Below are 15,109 nucleotides of genomic sequence, written 5' to 3'. Positions count from 1 at the left end.
GGTCGTCGAGGAGGCGCCCATGGAGACCGTGCTGGACCCTGATTCGGCGAACCGCGAGCCCGACCGGTTGCCCCCGGGCGACCCACGCGACCTCGTCGTGCTGCTCGATGACGACCACCAGCCCCGCGGCACCGCGTCCCGCTCGGCGGTCCACAGCCACTACACGCCCCTGCACCTGGCGTTCTCCTGCTACCTCTTCGATGCCGACGACCGGCTGCTGGTGACCCGCCGCGCCCTGACCAAGCGGTCCTGGCCGGGCGTCTGGACCAACTCGTTCTGCGGACACCCGCGTCCGCAGGAGTCGCTCGAGGAAGCCGTCCGCCGCCACGGCCGCAGTGAGCTCGGTGTCGACACCCTCGACATCCGGCCCGTGCTGCCGCAGTTCTCCTACCGCGCGGTCGACGCGGCCGGCGTGGTCGAGAACGAGTTCTGCCCCGTGTTCGTCGCCCGTGCCGGTGGCGGGGTCGAGCCGCACCCCGACGAGGTCGCCGAGCTGGCGTGGATCACCGTCGACGAGTTGCGCGACACGATCCGGGTCGCCCCGTGGGCGGTCAGCCCGTGGCTCGTGGCCCAGACCCTGGCGCTCGAGGAGGCCGATGCGTGGCACCTGCTGGCGCCGAACCGGACGGAGACGGCGCCATGAGCCTGCAGGACGAGCTCGATGACCTGGTCATCCCGACCCGCGTGCCCGCCCTGAGCCGCGACCACGACGCCCTGATGGCGGCCGTCGAGGTCGGCACCTCGGGCGGAAAGCGCTTCCGGCCGTGGCTCGTGACGACGGTGCACGCCGCGTTCACCGGCGCCCAGCCCGAGTCCGTGGTCGACCGGGCCGCGGCCGCCACCGAGCTGCTGCACACCGCCTTCGTGGTCCACGACGACGTCATCGACAACGACGACACCCGCCGTGGCCGGCCCAGCGTTCCCGGCTGGTTCCGTGCCGACGCGGTCGCGCTCGACACCGCGCCGGACGACCAGGACACCTACACCCGCGCCGGCGCGATCCTGGCCGGTGACCTCGCGCTCGCCGCCGCGATCCGCGCCGTGGCGACGTGCGGCGCGGACGTGCGGACCACCGCGCGGCTGCTCGACCTGCTGGACGACACCTTGCACGCCTCGGCGGCCGGCGAGCTGGCCGACGTCCGGCTGGCGCTCAGCCCGCGCATGCCCGACGCGCAGGAGGCGCTCGCCGTCGCCGAGCACAAGACGGCCGTCTACTCGTTCGTGCTGCCGATGCAGGCCGGCGCCGTGCTGGCCGGGGCCACCGAGGAGCACGTCGCCGCGCTCGGCGAGATCGGCCGCTGCCTCGGCGTCGCCTTCCAGCTGCGCGACGACGTCCGCGGCATCTTCGGCGATCCCGTCGACACGGGCAAGGACCGCCTGGGGGACCTGCGCGAGGGCAAGCGCACCCCGTTGATGGTGCACGCCTCGCAGACCTCGTCGTGGCCGAGGATCGCCCCACACCTGGGCGACCCGCACCTGACCGAGACCACCGCCGCGACCATCCGCGAGCTGCTGGAGTCCTGTGGCTCGCGCGGGTACATCGAGGAGCTGGCGGACCAGCACCTCGAGATCGCGCGCGAGCAGTCCCGCTCGCTCGGTCTCGAAGCGGCCCTGCTCGAGCCGCTCCTGACCCATGCGTGGGGGGACGTCCCGTCCACCCGGGCCGGTGCCGCATGAGCGCACCCTGGACCCACGACCGCGACCAGCAGCCCACCACCGGGTACGAGCTCTACGACGAGGTGGCCGAGAAGAGCGCCGCCCTGGTCATCAAGCGGTACTCGACCTCCTTCGGCATGGCCTCGCGCCTGCTGAACGGCCCCGTGCGCACCCGCGTGCGCAACATCTACGCCTTGGTCCGGATCGCCGACGAGATCGTCGACGCCCCGCGGCCCCTGGGTGAGCCGCGCGACCAGCTGCGGTTGATCGACGCGCTGCAGGACGAGGTCCACGAGTCGCTGCGCACCGGGCACAGCGCCAACCTCGTGGTGCACGCCTTCGCCCGCACGGCGCGCTCGTGCGGCATCGGCGTCGATCTGGTCGACCCGTTCTTCGCCTCGATGCGCACCGACCTGTTCCGCGAGGAGCACGACGAGGCCAGCTTCGCGACGTACGTCTACGGATCAGCCGAGGTCGTCGGGCTGATGTGCCTGCGGGCGTTCCTCACCGGTCGGCCCCAGGCCGAACGCGAGTACACCGGGCTCGCCCCCGGCGCCCAGCGCCTCGGCGCCGGCTTCCAGAAGGTCAACTTCCTGCGCGACCTGGCCGCCGACCGTGACCAGCTGGGGCGCAGCTACTTCCCGGGCCTCGACCCCGATCGCTTCGACGAGGCGGCACGTGACCGGTTCCTCGACGACATCGACGCCGATCTGGCCGCGGCCGCCGTGGTCATCCCGGCGCTGCCCGTCGGCAGCCGGCGAGCCGTCGCGGCGGCGCACGCCCTCTTCGCGGAGCTGTCCCGTCGCCTGCGGGCCAGCTCGCCCGAGCGCATCCGAACCGAGCGGATCCGCGTGCCCGGGCCCGTGAAGGCACGCATCGTGGCACGAGCGGTGATGGTGGGCGCCGGATGAGCCGCGTCTCGGTGATCGGCGGCGGCATCTCGGGCCTGGCCACCGCCGCGCTGCTGGCTGCCGACGGCTGGTCCGTGGACCTGTTCGAGCAACGTGACGAGCTCGGTGGACGCGCCGGCAGCTGGAGCAGCGACGGGTTCCGGTTCGACACCGGACCGTCCTGGTACCTGATGCCCGGGGTCTTCGACCACTTCTTCCGGCTGCTGGGCACGACGTCCGCCGAGCAGCTCGACCTCGTGCGACTCGACCCGGGCTACCGGGTCTTCTTCGAGGGCCATGACCAGCCGGTCGACGTGCGCGCCACTCGCGCCGAGAACGTCGCCCTGTTCGAGTCGATCGAGCCCGGCGCCGGAGCGCGGCTCGAGGAGTACCTCGACTCGGGCAGCGACACGCACCAGATGGCGATCGACCACTTCCTCTACACGAGCTTCGAGCGGCCGACGAACCTCGCGCACCCGGACGTGGTGCGACGCCTGCCGCGCCTCGCCGAGCTGCTGGGCCGCTCCCTGGAGTCGTTCGTCGGGTCGCGGTTCGCCGATCCGCGCCTGCGGCAGGTGCTGGGCTACCCGGCCGTCTTCCTGGGCTCCTCGCCCTCGCGGACGCCGAGCATGTACCACCTGATGAGCTGGATGGATCTGGCCGACGGGGTGCAGTACCCGCAGGGCGGCTTCTCGACCATCATCGACGCGATCGCGGCGCTGGCGGTCTCGCGTGGGGTGCGCATCCACACCGGCGCCACCGTCGTCGGCATCGACACCGAGCGCGCCGACCGGCGTCGACCGTCGCGGCGGCGTGCTCGCGTCACCGGCGTGACGGTGCGGACGTCCGACGGAATCGCGCAGATCGGCGCGGATGTCGTGGTGGGGGCGAACGACCTGCACCACCTCGAGACGCGACTGCTGCCCGAGCACCTGCGCACGTACCCCGAGTCGTGGTGGCAGCGCCGCGACCCGGGACCGGGCGCCGTCCTGGCCTACCTCGGCGTGCGCGGCAGCCTGCCCGAACTGGAACACCATTCGATGTTCTTCACCAGCGACTGGGACCGGAACTTCGACGACGTGCTGGGCCGGCCCGGTCGCGTCCCGGACCCGGCGTCGTCCTACGTGTGCCGCCCCTCGGCCACGGATCCGTCGGTGGCTCCCGCGGGCGACGAGAACGTGTTCGTCCTGGTACCCGTGCCCGCCGACGTGCGGCTCGGCCGAGGCGGGATCGACGGTGCCGGCGACCCTGCGGTCGAGAAGGTCGCGGACGCGGCGATCGGGCAGATCGCGCAGTGGGCCGGCGTGCCCGATCTTGCCGAGCGGATCGTCGTCCGGCGCACGGTCGGACCGCGCGACTTCGCCGACGACCTCAACGCCTGGTCCGGCGGCGCCCTCGGCCCGGCCCACGTCCTGCGCCAGAGCGCCTTCCTGCGAGCGAACAACGCGTCGCGGCGCGTCGACGGACTGCTCTACGCCGGATCCAGCACGATCCCGGGCATCGGCCTGCCGATGTGCCTGATCAGTGCCGAGCTCGTGCTCAAGCGCCTGCGCGGCGACCGGTCCGCCGGACCCTCACCCGCACCCGGAAACGGCACTACGGTGGTCGCGTGAGCTGGCTCTACCTCGCCTCGGTGATCGGTGCGGGCTTCTGCATGGGTCTGGTCGACCACCGGTGGCGGCTCTTCGCGTTCCGCAACGCCCGTCGTGCCGCCATCGTCCTGCTCGCCGGCTTCATCTTCTTCCTCGTCTGGGACCTGGTGGCCCTCGAGATCGGCGTCTACGGCCGCGGCGAGTCGCCGGCGATGACCGGCATCGAGCTCGCGCCGCACCTGCCGCTGGAGGAGCTCTTCTTCATCGTCTTCCTCACCTACGTCACGGGCGTGCTGCACGGACTGTTCACCCTGCTGCTGCGCCAGCGTGAGTCGGTGCGCCGATGACCTACCTGCAACTCGCGGGCGTCTTCGTCGCGCTGACCCTGCCGGTCCTGGCCGTCGCCGTCATCACCCGGCGGCCCGACCGTCGCTGGTGGGCCGTGACCGGCCTGACCGGCCTGGCCCTGTGCGTGCTGACCGCCGTCTTCGACAGCATCATGATCGCGGCGGACCTGTTCCGGTTCGACGAGTCGTCCCTCGTCGGCATCCACGTGGGACTGGCGCCGATCGAGGACTTCGCGTGGCCGATCGCGGCGACGATCCTCGTGTCCTCGCTGACGCTGCTGCTCGACCGGGACGAGGAGCCGGCGTGAGTCCGCTCGGGCAGGTGCTGGCCTCGTCCCGTCCGCTCTCGTGGGTCAATACGGCCTTCCCGTTCGGCGCGGCCTACCTGCTGGCCGGGGGCGGGCCCGATGCGCTGTTCTGGCTGGGCTGCCTGTGGTTCCTCATCCCCTACAACCTGCTGATGTACGGGATCAACGACGTGTTCGACTACGAGTCGGACCTGCGCAACCCGCGCAAGGGCGGCGTCGAGGGCGTCGTCCTGGACCGACGCGTCCACCGCCTGACCATCTGGGCCGCCGTCGTCTCGAACGTGCCGTTCGTCGTGCTGTTCGCGGCCGTCGGATCGGTCGCGTCCAACCTCGTCCTGGCGATCAGCATCTTCGCCGTGGTGGCGTACTCGGCCCCGGTGCTGCGCTTCAAGGAGCGGCCCTTCCTGGACTCGATCACCTCCAGCACCCACTTCGTGAGCCCGGCCGTGTTCGGGCTGGCCCTGGCCGACGCCCGGGGCCACGAGGTCGAGGTCGGTGTCACCGTGCTGGCGGCGCTCGTCGGATTCTTCCTGTGGGGTGTCGGTTCGCACGCCTTCGGCGCCGTCCAGGACGTCACGGCCGACCGCGCGGCGGACATCGGATCGATCGGGACGGTGCTGGGCGCCCGCAACACCGCGCGGTTCGCGCTGGCGGCCTACCTGCTGGCGGGGGTGTGCCTGTTGGCGCTGCCGTGGCCCGCCACGCTGGCCGCGCTGCTGGTGCTGCCGTATGCCGCGAACGTCGCCCCGTTCCTGTCGGTCACCGACGAGACGTGCGAGCAGGCCAACGCGGGATGGCGCCGGTTCCTGTGGCTGAACTTCCTCACCGGCTTCCTGGTGACGCAGTTGCTGATCTGGATCAGTCTGCGCTGATCGCGCGGATCCGGTCCTGCCAGCGCGTCCACGGCGGGCGGACGGCCCAGTTCAGCCGCAGTGTCGTGACCGCGCGGCTCATCCGGCGGCGCAGCTGAGGCCAGCCTCGCAGGGACCGCGCCGAGACCCCCACGCGCAGGCCGCGGTCGTAACGGATCACGGACTCGGGGCCGAGGACGAAGGACAGGTCCATGTCGTCGTGGACGTCGTCGAACCGGTGCACCTCGTCGCGGACTCGCAGCCAGCTGGTGCGCCGGATCGCCATGCTCGATCCCCACAGCGGCACGTGCGCGAGCGCCAGGTAGGTCAGCACGAAGTAGGCGCCGAGATAGACCAGCGCGGCGGGTGGCCGCAGCACGGCGGGCAGGTCGTGGAACCGACCTGGGCCGGTGACGGCGTCGACCTCGGGGTTCGCCATCGCCCGGGCGACCTGGGCGATCCAGTCGCGCTCGGGGCGCGAGTCTGCATCGAGCCGGGCGATGACGTCGCCGGTGGCGGCGTCGTAGCCGCACGCGGCGGCGACCGGGATGCCGAGCCGGGGCTCGGTCACGACCCGGGCGCCGTACGCGTGCGCCACCTCGACCGAGGTGTCGGTGCTGGCGTTGTCGACGACGACGACCTCGTGGGGCGCCACGGTCTGGCGGGCCAGCAGGCGCAGGCAGGCGCCCAGCTCGACGGCGTCGTCGTGGACCGGGATCACGACGGAGATGCGCGGCCGGGTCACTGCGGCTCGGCCATGTCGGTGCGGCTGACGATGAGTGCGGCGACCACGGCGCCGAGAGCGCCGGCGGCCAGGTCGCCGATCGTGTCGTCGTAGCCGACCTGGATGCGCTCGTCGAGGTACGTGTGGCCCAGCCACTCGCCGAACTCCCACAGCACGGCCAGCGTGACGGCAGCGGTGGCGGTGACGACGAAGGCGCCGAGCGCGGGACGGCCGATCCGCGGATCGCGGTGGCGGGGCAGCGCGTCGGCGCGCACGAGCACCTGCCACGTGATGACGGCGATGAGTCCGGTGGCGGTCGCGTGGACCACGAGGTCCAGGGCCGGGATGGCGTCGTACCAGTCGAGCTGGGCGGCCCAGCCGCCGAACAGCAGCGTGCCGCAGTAGGCCAGGTCGAGCCACGGTGACGAGCCGATCGCCCGCGGGACGAACAACGCGCCGAGGACGAGGGAGAACAGCGCGAAACCGAGCCAACCCCCCTCGATCGTCGCCGCGACGAGGCTGACGACACCTGCCGCGCGCAGGACATCAGGGGCGATCAACGGCATTCGACCATCCTACTGAGCGAGGGTCTTCCCGCGCGGGGCCGACGGCCGTTCTGCCTAGAAATGACAGGAAACTACACGCGTGTAGTTTGTCCACACCTCTGTGCACACCTGGGGACAACGCCTCACTCTGTCCACAGGTTCGTCCACACACGTGGGGACCCGGTATTCGGCCACGACCGTCCGCCAGATCGCCTACGGTCGATCCATGTCGATCCGGTACCCGTTCGCCGCCCTGATCGCCCTGACCGGTGCCGTCGTGGTGCTGGCCTGGGTGGTCGCGCCTCGCCTCCTGGCCGAGGCGCCGTCCCGGCGCGAGGGCGCACTGGCCGCCGGTGTCGCCGAGGACGGCACGCTCCTGGTCCGCTCGGTCGAGTGCGGGGGCGCGCCGACCGAGGTGACGGTGTCGTGGGTGACCCCGGGCAACCCCGGCTCGCGATCGGAGCGCCGGTTCGGCGCCGCACGCGTGGTCGAGGTCGACCTGCCGGCGGGCCTCGGCGCACGGACGACGCTGAGGATCACCGCACCGCGCTTCGACGGTCTCGACCTGACGCCCGCCCAGTGGACCGCCGTCAGCCCGGACACGTGGCTGGTCGCCTCACCGCCCGAGAGCCAGGGACGACGACGCTCGCGACCGCCGAACTGGAGGACCGGGTCTGCTGACCCGCCCATGACGACATCGGGTGACCCGCCTGGTGGCGGGTCACCCGAGAGGTCGTGGAACGGTGTGGTCAGCGACGCGGCGCGTCGGGATCCTGGCCCGGATCGGGACGCAGGACCTCGTCGCGCGTGACGTCCGTGCGCGTCTCGCGGTACTCGCCACCGGCGACCGCGGGATCGACACCGGTCGTGGTGTCGTGGTGCTCGGTCGTCGTCTCGTGCGTCTCGGTCACGTTGCCGTGCTTGTCGGTCGTGACGTCCGGGTCGATCTTGTCGGCCTTCGCGACGTGCTGCTCGGCGTCCTGGTGGACCTCGGTGGCCTCGTTCTCGAGCTTGCCGGCGCGCTGCTCGAGCCGCTCGGCGTCCAGTCGGGCCTGCTCGGCGTCCGCGCGAGCTGCGGCGGCGCTCGCCTCGGTCTGCCGGGCGGTCACCGTGGCCTCGCGGGCCTCCTCGCGCAGCCGTGCGGCCTCGTCACGCTGCTCGCGCTCCTTCTCGAGTCGGCGTTGCTCGTTGGCCTTGCGGCCCTTCGTGAGGGCCCAGATCAGTGCGAGAACCACCAGCACCGCGACGACCGCGATCAGTACCCAGACCCAGGTGTCGATGTTGTCCATGGGATTTCTCCTCCACGGGCACGGCTGCGTCGGTCGACGCTGGAGCGCCGAGCCCTCCATCCTTGGTACCGCAGTCGGACCGATGGCGCTCGTCGGACGTTTCGTGAGAGGACCAGTGACGCGAGTGGGACGGGCCTCACCCGGTGCGGTGCAGGGCCTGGTGCGCGCGGACGACGGTCACCAAGGTCCGCTCCAGCAAGAAGCGCACATACGCCGTCAACGTCAAGGTGTCGACCGCGGGCGCCCACCACCGCGGAGCGGTGCGGATCGCCGGTAAGGCCTACGCCAAGAAGGTCATGACCTTCGACGGCACCGGCATCTACTTCCACGTCGCACGCGTCTGCTCGACCTTCTCCGCGTCCATCGGGGTCCCGGACGGCAGCTCCGACACCGCTGAACTGCTCGCGCTCACGCAGAAGAAGACCGACCTGAGCGACGAGCCCGTTCCCACCTTCACCCAGGTCTCGGCCGGCCAGGCCCCGAGGGCTGTGCGTCAGTCCCTCACCGGAGTCACGCTGCTGGGCATCGGCGCCGGTGACGGGGTGCTCTCGGTCATCGACCCGCGGGTGCGCTGCACCGTGAACACGCTCACCGCCCCTCCCTGCGGCGTCGCCTGACCGACGCAGGAAACCGCGAACGCCCCCTCCCGGCGGGGAGGGGGCGTTCTGGCGTTCAGGGGCAGCATGGTCCGGATGACGCCCGGTCGAGGAGGTGTGGGCTCCGGACCACTGGAGCCGATCGTCGCCGGATCTGGTGGAGCCTAGGGGACTCGAACCCCTAACCCCCTGCTTGCAAAGCAGGTGCGCTACCAATTGCGCCAAGGCCCCCGGGTGGGAGAGATCAGACCGTATCGCTGTGCGCGGCCCACGGATCGGGCTGGGCGGCGGACTTGCGGCGGCGGGAGAACCAGACGGCCCCGGCGACCGCGGCCGCGAGGGTGAGGAGCTTCTTCATGTCGATCCTCCTTCGGGGTGGGCCTAGATGGACTTGAACCATCGACCTCTTCCTTATCAGGGAAGCGCTCTAACCGAGCTGAGCTATAGGCCCCGGGCAGCAATAGAAGAGATTACCGCAAGTCCCTGAGGGACTTCCAATCGGGTCCGCGAGTGCTGCGCTCGCGGACCCGATCGGCCGCCGTGGTCAGCGGCGTTCGCCGAACGTGACCTCGATTCCACCCAGAATCCCGGCGGCGAGGTTGTACAGATGGGCGGCGATCGTCGCGAGGGCGGACATGAAGATCACGTTGAGGCTCGACACCAGCAGCGTCAGGCCCACGACCCGGCCGAAGCCGAGGTAGTCGGTGACGTCGAAGCCCGAAGCGTCGTCGGCGAGCACGTTCGAGACGCTGTCGTTCAGCGAGCCCCACACGCCGGTGATCTGCATGACGAGCCAGAACACCGTCACCGCGACGACGCTGACGACCATGAGGGCCACCGAGACGACGAACGCCATCTTGGTGACGCTCCAGGGATCGATGTGCTTGACCTTGAGCTGGGCCGACCGCGTCGTGCCGGAATCGGCGGCCGCGGCCGTCGACGTGGTCGAGGACGTGCCCGGCTTGCTCGGGGCGACCGGGGCCGTCTTGGTCACCGGAGCGGTCTTCTTCTCGCCCGGACGGGGGACCAGGGGCGGCGTCGGCGCCTTCGGCGCGGGCGCGGTGGGCGCGCTCGCGGCCGCACCAGCAGCACCCGCGGCAGCGGCACCGGCGGCCGGCTTCTTCGATTCGGCCGGCTCAGCCGTGGGCTGCTGCTTCGCAGCCGGCTTGTCGGCCTTCTTCGGCGGCTGGGGTGCCGGCTTCTTCTCCGGCACCTCGCGCGGGACGGCCTTGAACGTCTGGGTCGGACGGTCGTCACCCGCCGACGCCTTGGCGTCGGGGGCGGGCTGGTCATCGCGCACCGCGGGGATCACGGCCGTCGCGTCGGGCGTCGCCTTCGTCGTGCGGGCGTACTCGGCCTTGCTCAGCGGTCGCCGTGCCGACACCGTCGGACCGGTGCCGTTCGACTTGGCGCCGTTCTGGACACCGTTCGGCTGGGCGCCGTTCTGGACACCGTTCGGCTGGGCGCCGCTGTGAGGCGTGCCGTTCTGCTGGCCGTCGCCTGGCTTCTGGTCAGTCACTGTCGTCCCCACTCACGTTCGACTCCTCGGCCGGCTCCGCGGCGTCCTCGACGGTCAGATCGGTGTTACGCGCGATGGTCACGACCCGATCGTTCCCCTTGAACTTCACGAAACTCACTCCCATCGTGCCACGTCCCTTCACAGGAACACCGGACACGAGGCTTCGCGTGATCTGGCCGTGCTCGGTCACGCTGATGACGTCATCGTCGTCACGCAGGACCAATCCACCCACAAGCTCCCCACGGGACTCGGTGATCTGCATGGCCTTGATGCCCAGACCGCCACGTCCCTGGACGCGGTACTCGTCGATGCGCGTCTTCTTGGCAAAGCCGCCATCGGTGACGGTGAAGACGTAGAGCTGCTGGCTCTCGTCGTCCTTGCCCTCCTCGTCGGCGCCCGCCTTGATGACGGTCATCGACAGCAGCGAGTCGTCGTCGCGGAACTTCATGCCCGTGACGCCGGACGTCGCGCGGCCCATCGGACGCAGCTGCTCGTCGTCGGCCCGGAAGCGGATCGACTGCGCCTTGCGGCTGATCAGCAGGATGTCGTCCTCGGGCGAGACCAGCTCGGCACCGACCAGCTCGTCGTCCTCGTCGCGGAAGTTGATCGCGATGACGCCGGCCTGGCGCGGGCTGTTGTAGTCCGTGAGGCGGGTCTTCTTGACCAGGCCGCGCTTGGTGGCGAGCACCAGGTACGGCGCCTGCTCGTAGTCGCGGATGGCCAGGACCTGGGCGATCTCCTCGTCCGGCTGGAACGCCAGCAGGCCGGCGACGTGGCCGCCGCGGGCGTCACGGCCGCCCTCGGGCAGGTGGTACGCCTTGGCACGGTAGACCCGGCCGGCCGTGGTGAAGAACAGGATCCAGTGGTGGGCCGTCGTGGAGAACACGTGCTCGACGACGTCCTCGCCACGCAGCGACGCACCGCGCACGCCCTTGCCGCCGCGGTTCTGGACCCGGTACAGGTCGGTCTTGGTGCGCTTGGCGTAGCCGCCCTTGGTGATCGTGACGACCAGATCCTCGTCGGGGATGAGGTCCTCGTCGGACAGGTCGCCGTCGGCGGCGATGATCTTGGTGCGTCGGTCATCGCCGTACTTGTCGACGATGACGGCCAGCTCCTCGCCGACGATCTCGCGCTGGCGGGCCTCGCTGGCCAGGATCAGCTTGTAGGCGGCGATCTCCTGCTCGATGGCGGCGAGGTCGTCGATGATCTTCTGGCGCTCGAGGGCGGCCAGACGACGCAGCTGCATGTCGAGGATGGCGGTGGCCTGGAGCTCATCGATGGCGAGCAGCTCCATCAGACCCTGGCGCGCCTCGTCGACGGTGGGGCTGCGCCGGATCAGCGCGATGACGTCGTCGAGCAGGTCGAGGGCCTTGACCAGGCCGCGCAGGATGTGGGCGCGCTCCTCGGCCTTGCGCAGGCGGTACTCGGTGCGGCGCCGGATGACGCTGATCTGGTGGGTGATCCAGTGCGAGATGAACCCGTCGAGGGTCAACGTGCGCGGCACGTCGTCGACGATCGCCAGCATGTTCGCGCTGAAGTTCGTCTGCAGGTCGGTGTGCTTGTAGAGGTTGTTCAGCACGACCCGCGCCACGGCGTCGCGGCGGATCTCGATGACGATGCGGCGGCCGGCGCGATCGCTGGACTCGTCGCGCAGGTCGCTGATGCCCTGGACCCGGCCGCTCTGGGCGAGGTCGGCGATCTTGCGCATCAGGCCGTCCGGGTTCACCTGGTAGGGCAGCTCGGTGACGACGAGCTGCATCCGTCCCTTGGTGTCCTCCTCGATGCTGACCACGGCGCGCATCGGGACCGAGCCGCGACCCGTGCGGTACATGTCCTCGATGCCGCTGGTGCCGACGATCAGGCCGTCGGTCGGGAAGTCGGGGCCCTTGATGCGCTCCAGCAGGGCCTCGAGGAGCTCCTCGCGGGAGGCCTCGGGGTGCTTGAGCGCCCACTGGACGCCCTCGGCGACCTCGCGCAGGTTGTGCGGCGGGATGTTCGTGGCCATGCCGACCGCGATGCCGGCCGAGCCGTTGACCAGCAGGTTCGGGATGCGCGCCGGCAGGACGGTCGGCTCCTGCGAGCGGCCGTCGTAGTTGGCCTTGAAGTCGACGGTCTCCTCGTCGATGTCCTTGACCATCTCCATGGCGATCGGCGCGAGCTTGCACTCGGTGTACCGCATGGCGGCCGCGGGATCGTCGCCCGGCGAGCCGAAGTTGCCCTGGCCGCTGATCATCGGCGCCCGCATCACCCACGGCTGCGCGAGACGCACGAGGGTGTCGTAGATCGCCGAGTCGCCGTGCGGGTGGTACTGACCCATGACGTCACCGACGATGCGGCTGCACTTGTTGAAACCGCGGTCGGGACGGTAGCCACCGTCGTACATCGCGTACAGGACACGGCGGTGCACCGGCTTGAGGCCGTCGCGCACGTCGGGCAACGCACGAGAGACGATGACGCTCATCGCGTAGTCGATGTACGACCGCTGCATCTCGTCCTGCAGCTCGACCGGTTCGGTGCGGTCGGTTTCGATCGGGGAGTCGGTCACTTCTGTGTCCTTCGTTCCGTGGCCTGGCTACGTCGGCTCGCTGAGCTCGCCGTGCTGCCGGACCACCGGTGGTCCATGGAGAGGGTCAGATGTCGAGGAAGCGGACGTCCTTGGCGTTCCGCTGGATGAACGAGCGTCGCTGGTCGACGTCCTCGCCCATGAGGATGGTGAAGATCTCGTCGGCGGCGGCCGCGTCGGCCAGCGTGACCTGACGCAGCAGGCGGCCGTCGGGGTCCATCGTGGTCTCCCACAGCTCGCTGGCGTTCATCTCGCCCAGACCCTTGTATCGCTGGACCGGGGCCGTGTTCGGCAGGCGGTAGCCGGCGTCGAGTCCGGCCGCCACCACGGCGTCGCGCTCGGAGTCGGAGTAGGCCAGCTCGTGGTGGTGGTTCGTCCACTTGATCTTGTACAGCGGCGGCTGCGCCAGGTACACGTGCCCGGCGTCGATGAGCGGCTTCATGAACCGGAACAGCAGCGTCAGCAGCAGCGTGGTGATGTGCTGGCCGTCGACGTCGGCGTCGGCCATCAGCACGATCTTGTGATAGCGCAGCTTGGCGATGTCGAAGTCCTCGTGGACGCCGGTGCCGAGCGCGCTGATGATCGCCTGGACCTCGGCGTTCTGCAGGATCTTGTCGATCCGGGCCTTCTCGACGTTGAGGATCTTGCCGCGCAACGGCAGGATCGCCTGCGTCGCGGGATTGCGTCCGTTGCGCGCCGAGCCGCCGGCCGAGTTGCCCTCGACCACGAAGATCTCGCACTCCTCCGGGTTGCGGCTGGAGCAGTCGATCAGCTTGCCGGGCAGACCGCCGCCGGAGCCGAAGCCCTTGCGGTTGCGGGCCAGGTCGCGGGCCTTGCGGGCGGCGACACGGGCCGCGGCGGCGTCGATCGACTTGCGGACGATCGTCTTGCCCTCGGCGGGGTTGCGCTCGAACCAGGCGCCGAGCTCGTCGTTGAGGACCTGCTGGACGAAGCCCTTGGCCTCGGTGTTGCCGAGCTTGGTCTTGGTCTGACCCTCGAACTGCGGCTCGGCCAGCTTGATCGAGATGATCGCGGTCAGGCCCTCGCGGATGTCGTCGCCGGTGAGGCGGTCTTCCTTGCGCTTGATGAGGTTGTTGGTCTCGGCGAAGCGGTTGACCGTGGTGGTCAGCGCCGCGCGGAAGCCTTCCTCGTGCGTGCCGCCCTCGTGCGTGTTGATCGTGTTGGCGAACGTGTGGACCGACTCGCTGAAGCTGTCGTTCCACTGCATCGCCAGCTCGAGCGACAGGCCGTGCGCCTCGTCGTCGCGCTCGAGGCTGATGACGTCGCGGTGGATCGGCGCCTTGCTGCCGACGTTGATGTAGTTCACGTAGTCGACCAGGCCGCCGTCATAGCGGAAGGTGACCTCGCGCTCGACGTCGTCGACGACGCCCTCGGTCTCGTCGGTGCTCTCGCTGCGCTCGTCGCGCAGCGTCAACTGCAGGCCCTTGTTCAGGAAGGCCATCTCACGGAAGCGCGTCTTGAGCGTCTCGTAGTCGTAGGTCGTGGTCTCGAAGATGGTGTCCGAGGCGTAGAAGGTCGTGGTGGTGCCGGTCTCGTCGGTCTCCTCCTCGCGCACCAGCTCCCCGTCCGGGACGCCGTACGTGAAGGACTGCGTCCAGCGGTACCCGTCGCGCTTGACCTCGACGTACAGCTTGGTCGACAGCGCGTTCACGACCGAGACGCCGACCCCGTGCAGACCGCCGGAGACCTTGTAGCCGCCGCCGCCGAACTTGCCGCCGGCGTGCAGCGAGGTGAGCACCAGGGTGACCGCGGGGATCTTCTCCTCGGGGTGCTCGTCGACCGGGATGCCACGACCGTCGTCGACGACCTTGACGCCACCGTCGGCCTGCAGCACCACGAGGATCTCGGTGGCGTAGCCGGCGAGGGCCTCGTCGACGGAGTTGTCGACGACCTCGTAGACGAGGTGGTGCAGGCCGCGCTCGCCGGTGGAGCCGATGTACATGCCCGGTCGCTTGCGGACCGCCTCGAGCCCTTCCAGGACCTGAATGTTGCTCGCGTCGTACGTGCTGGGTGTCTCGGGCGCGTGGGTCACCCATCCAGTATACGGGGCCATTCTGTTCGTCCCACGACACGACACCTCCTGGGGAGGCTTCGATATTCATCCACAGATGCCGCTGAACGGCTCATAATCGCCTCTGGGAGTCACGACCAGGGGGCCGACCAAGGCACCCATCATCTGGGGCCCTCCGAGCCGGCCTCGTGGACCGC

The 15,109-nt window shown here is 70.2% G+C and carries 15 protein-coding genes and 2 tRNA genes; 9 read left to right on the top strand and 8 right to left on the bottom strand.

Translation table 11 applies throughout. The annotated features are described in order from the left end of the window. Positions 1-19: 19 nt before the first annotated feature. The 7 genes from idi to NP095_RS00125 are packed head-to-tail and all read left to right on the top strand — an operon-like array spanning position 20 to position 5,665. Entirely contained in the window at positions 20-643 is a 624-nt protein-coding gene (gene idi, locus NP095_RS00155; protein WP_232418249.1) for an isopentenyl-diphosphate Delta-isomerase, read from the top strand. Further along, positions 640-1,677, top strand: coding sequence for a polyprenyl synthetase family protein (locus NP095_RS00150; RefSeq protein WP_232418250.1), 1,038 nt, complete (start codon positions 640-642; stop codon positions 1,675-1,677). The genes idi and NP095_RS00150 overlap by 4 nt, the downstream gene beginning before the upstream one ends. Continuing rightward, on the top strand, positions 1,674-2,567 hold the full coding sequence (locus tag NP095_RS00145) for a phytoene/squalene synthase family protein (protein ID WP_232418251.1): 894 nt from the start codon (positions 1,674-1,676) through the stop codon (positions 2,565-2,567). Before NP095_RS00150 ends, NP095_RS00145 begins: the two co-directional genes overlap by 4 nt. Then, positions 2,564-4,159: a phytoene desaturase family protein gene (crtI, locus tag NP095_RS00140; RefSeq protein WP_232418252.1), complete on the top strand. Its 1,596-nt coding sequence runs from the start codon at positions 2,564-2,566 to the stop codon at positions 4,157-4,159. The genes NP095_RS00145 and crtI overlap by 4 nt, the downstream gene beginning before the upstream one ends. Beyond that, the gene (locus NP095_RS00135; protein ID WP_232418253.1) at positions 4,156-4,485 is read left to right on the top strand and encodes a lycopene cyclase domain-containing protein; all 330 of its coding nucleotides are present in this window, start codon (positions 4,156-4,158) and stop codon (positions 4,483-4,485) included. The genes crtI and NP095_RS00135 overlap by 4 nt, the downstream gene beginning before the upstream one ends. After that, positions 4,482-4,793, top strand: a complete 312-nt coding sequence (locus tag NP095_RS00130; RefSeq protein WP_232418254.1) for a lycopene cyclase domain-containing protein — start codon at positions 4,482-4,484, stop codon at positions 4,791-4,793. The genes NP095_RS00135 and NP095_RS00130 overlap by 4 nt, the downstream gene beginning before the upstream one ends. Further along, positions 4,790-5,665 carry a prenyltransferase gene (locus NP095_RS00125; protein ID WP_232418255.1) on the top strand — a complete coding sequence of 292 codons (876 nt, stop codon included), beginning with the start codon at positions 4,790-4,792 and terminating at the stop codon, positions 5,663-5,665. Before NP095_RS00130 ends, NP095_RS00125 begins: the two co-directional genes overlap by 4 nt. Here NP095_RS00125 and NP095_RS00120 read toward each other — a convergent pair. Both NP095_RS00120 and NP095_RS00115 read right to left on the bottom strand, forming a co-directional pair. After that, complete coding sequence (locus tag NP095_RS00120) at positions 5,652-6,389, bottom strand: glycosyltransferase family 2 protein (protein ID WP_232418256.1); 738 nt, start codon at positions 6,387-6,389, stop codon at positions 5,652-5,654. The two genes, NP095_RS00125 and NP095_RS00120, sit on opposite strands and share 14 nt — an antisense overlap. Further along, a complete protein-coding gene (locus tag NP095_RS00115) occupies positions 6,386-6,934 on the bottom strand; it encodes a hypothetical protein (protein WP_232418257.1) in 549 nt (182 codons plus the stop codon). The genes NP095_RS00120 and NP095_RS00115 overlap by 4 nt, the downstream gene beginning before the upstream one ends. 205 nt (positions 6,935-7,139) lie before the next feature. Between NP095_RS00115 and NP095_RS00110 the strand changes: the two genes are divergently transcribed. Beyond that, positions 7,140-7,724, top strand: coding sequence for a hypothetical protein (locus NP095_RS00110; protein ID WP_232418258.1), 585 nt, complete (start codon positions 7,140-7,142; stop codon positions 7,722-7,724). On the opposite strand, the gene NP095_RS00105 is transcribed toward NP095_RS00110, so the two are convergent. Next, on the bottom strand, positions 7,663-8,202 hold the full coding sequence (locus NP095_RS00105) for a hypothetical protein (RefSeq protein WP_232418259.1): 540 nt from the start codon (positions 8,200-8,202) through the stop codon (positions 7,663-7,665). The genes NP095_RS00110 and NP095_RS00105 overlap by 62 nt on opposite strands. Positions 8,203-8,345: 143 nt before the next feature. Between NP095_RS00105 and NP095_RS00100 the strand changes: the two genes are divergently transcribed. Further along, positions 8,346-8,819, top strand: coding sequence for a hypothetical protein (locus tag NP095_RS00100; RefSeq protein WP_232418260.1), 474 nt, complete (start codon positions 8,346-8,348; stop codon positions 8,817-8,819). A 134-nt stretch (positions 8,820-8,953) separates the two neighbouring features. Here NP095_RS00100 and NP095_RS00095 read toward each other — a convergent pair. The 5 genes from NP095_RS00095 to gyrB all read right to left on the bottom strand — a co-directional run bounded on the left by NP095_RS00095 (position 8,954) and on the right by gyrB (position 14,933). Next, positions 8,954-9,029, bottom strand: a tRNA-Ala gene (locus NP095_RS00095). Positions 9,030-9,174: 145 nt separating this feature from the next. Beyond that, positions 9,175-9,249: transfer RNA gene (locus tag NP095_RS00090), tRNA-Ile, on the bottom strand. A gap of 93 nt (positions 9,250-9,342) precedes the next feature. Next, positions 9,343-10,317, bottom strand: a complete 975-nt coding sequence (locus NP095_RS00085; protein ID WP_232418261.1) for a DUF3566 domain-containing protein — start codon at positions 10,315-10,317, stop codon at positions 9,343-9,345. Beyond that, complete coding sequence (gyrA, locus tag NP095_RS00080) at positions 10,310-12,862, bottom strand: DNA gyrase subunit A (RefSeq protein ID WP_232418262.1); 2,553 nt, start codon at positions 12,860-12,862, stop codon at positions 10,310-10,312. The genes NP095_RS00085 and gyrA overlap by 8 nt, the downstream gene beginning before the upstream one ends. A gap of 85 nt (positions 12,863-12,947) precedes the next feature. Continuing rightward, complete coding sequence (gyrB, locus tag NP095_RS00075; RefSeq protein ID WP_232418263.1) at positions 12,948-14,933, bottom strand: DNA topoisomerase (ATP-hydrolyzing) subunit B; 1,986 nt, start codon at positions 14,931-14,933, stop codon at positions 12,948-12,950. Between the last annotated feature and the right edge of the window lie 176 nt (positions 14,934-15,109).

Origin of the sequence: Aeromicrobium duanguangcaii, from assembly GCF_024508295.1 — a bacterium.
GTDB classification, from domain to species: Bacteria; Actinomycetota; Actinomycetes; order Propionibacteriales; family Nocardioidaceae; genus Aeromicrobium; species Aeromicrobium duanguangcaii.
Note: the sequence above shows the minus strand (reverse complement) of the source record. Positions and strands in the feature narration are given on the sequence as shown.

Coding starts and splice junctions, on each gene's coding strand:
- idi (WP_232418249.1), top strand. CDS start 20: ATGGAGACCGTGCTGGACCCTGATTCGGCGAACCGCGAGCCCGACCGG.
- crtI (WP_232418252.1), top strand. CDS start 2,564: ATGAGCCGCGTCTCGGTGATCGGCGGCGGCATCTCGGGCCTGGCCACC.
- NP095_RS00105 (WP_232418259.1), bottom strand. CDS start 8,202: ATGGACAACATCGACACCTGGGTCTGGGTACTGATCGCGGTCGTCGCG.
- NP095_RS00130 (WP_232418254.1), top strand. CDS start 4,482: ATGACCTACCTGCAACTCGCGGGCGTCTTCGTCGCGCTGACCCTGCCG.
- NP095_RS00150 (WP_232418250.1), top strand. CDS start 640: ATGAGCCTGCAGGACGAGCTCGATGACCTGGTCATCCCGACCCGCGTG.
- NP095_RS00110 (WP_232418258.1), top strand. CDS start 7,140: ATGTCGATCCGGTACCCGTTCGCCGCCCTGATCGCCCTGACCGGTGCC.
- NP095_RS00145 (WP_232418251.1), top strand. CDS start 1,674: ATGAGCGCACCCTGGACCCACGACCGCGACCAGCAGCCCACCACCGGG.
- NP095_RS00115 (WP_232418257.1), bottom strand. CDS start 6,934: ATGCCGTTGATCGCCCCTGATGTCCTGCGCGCGGCAGGTGTCGTCAGC.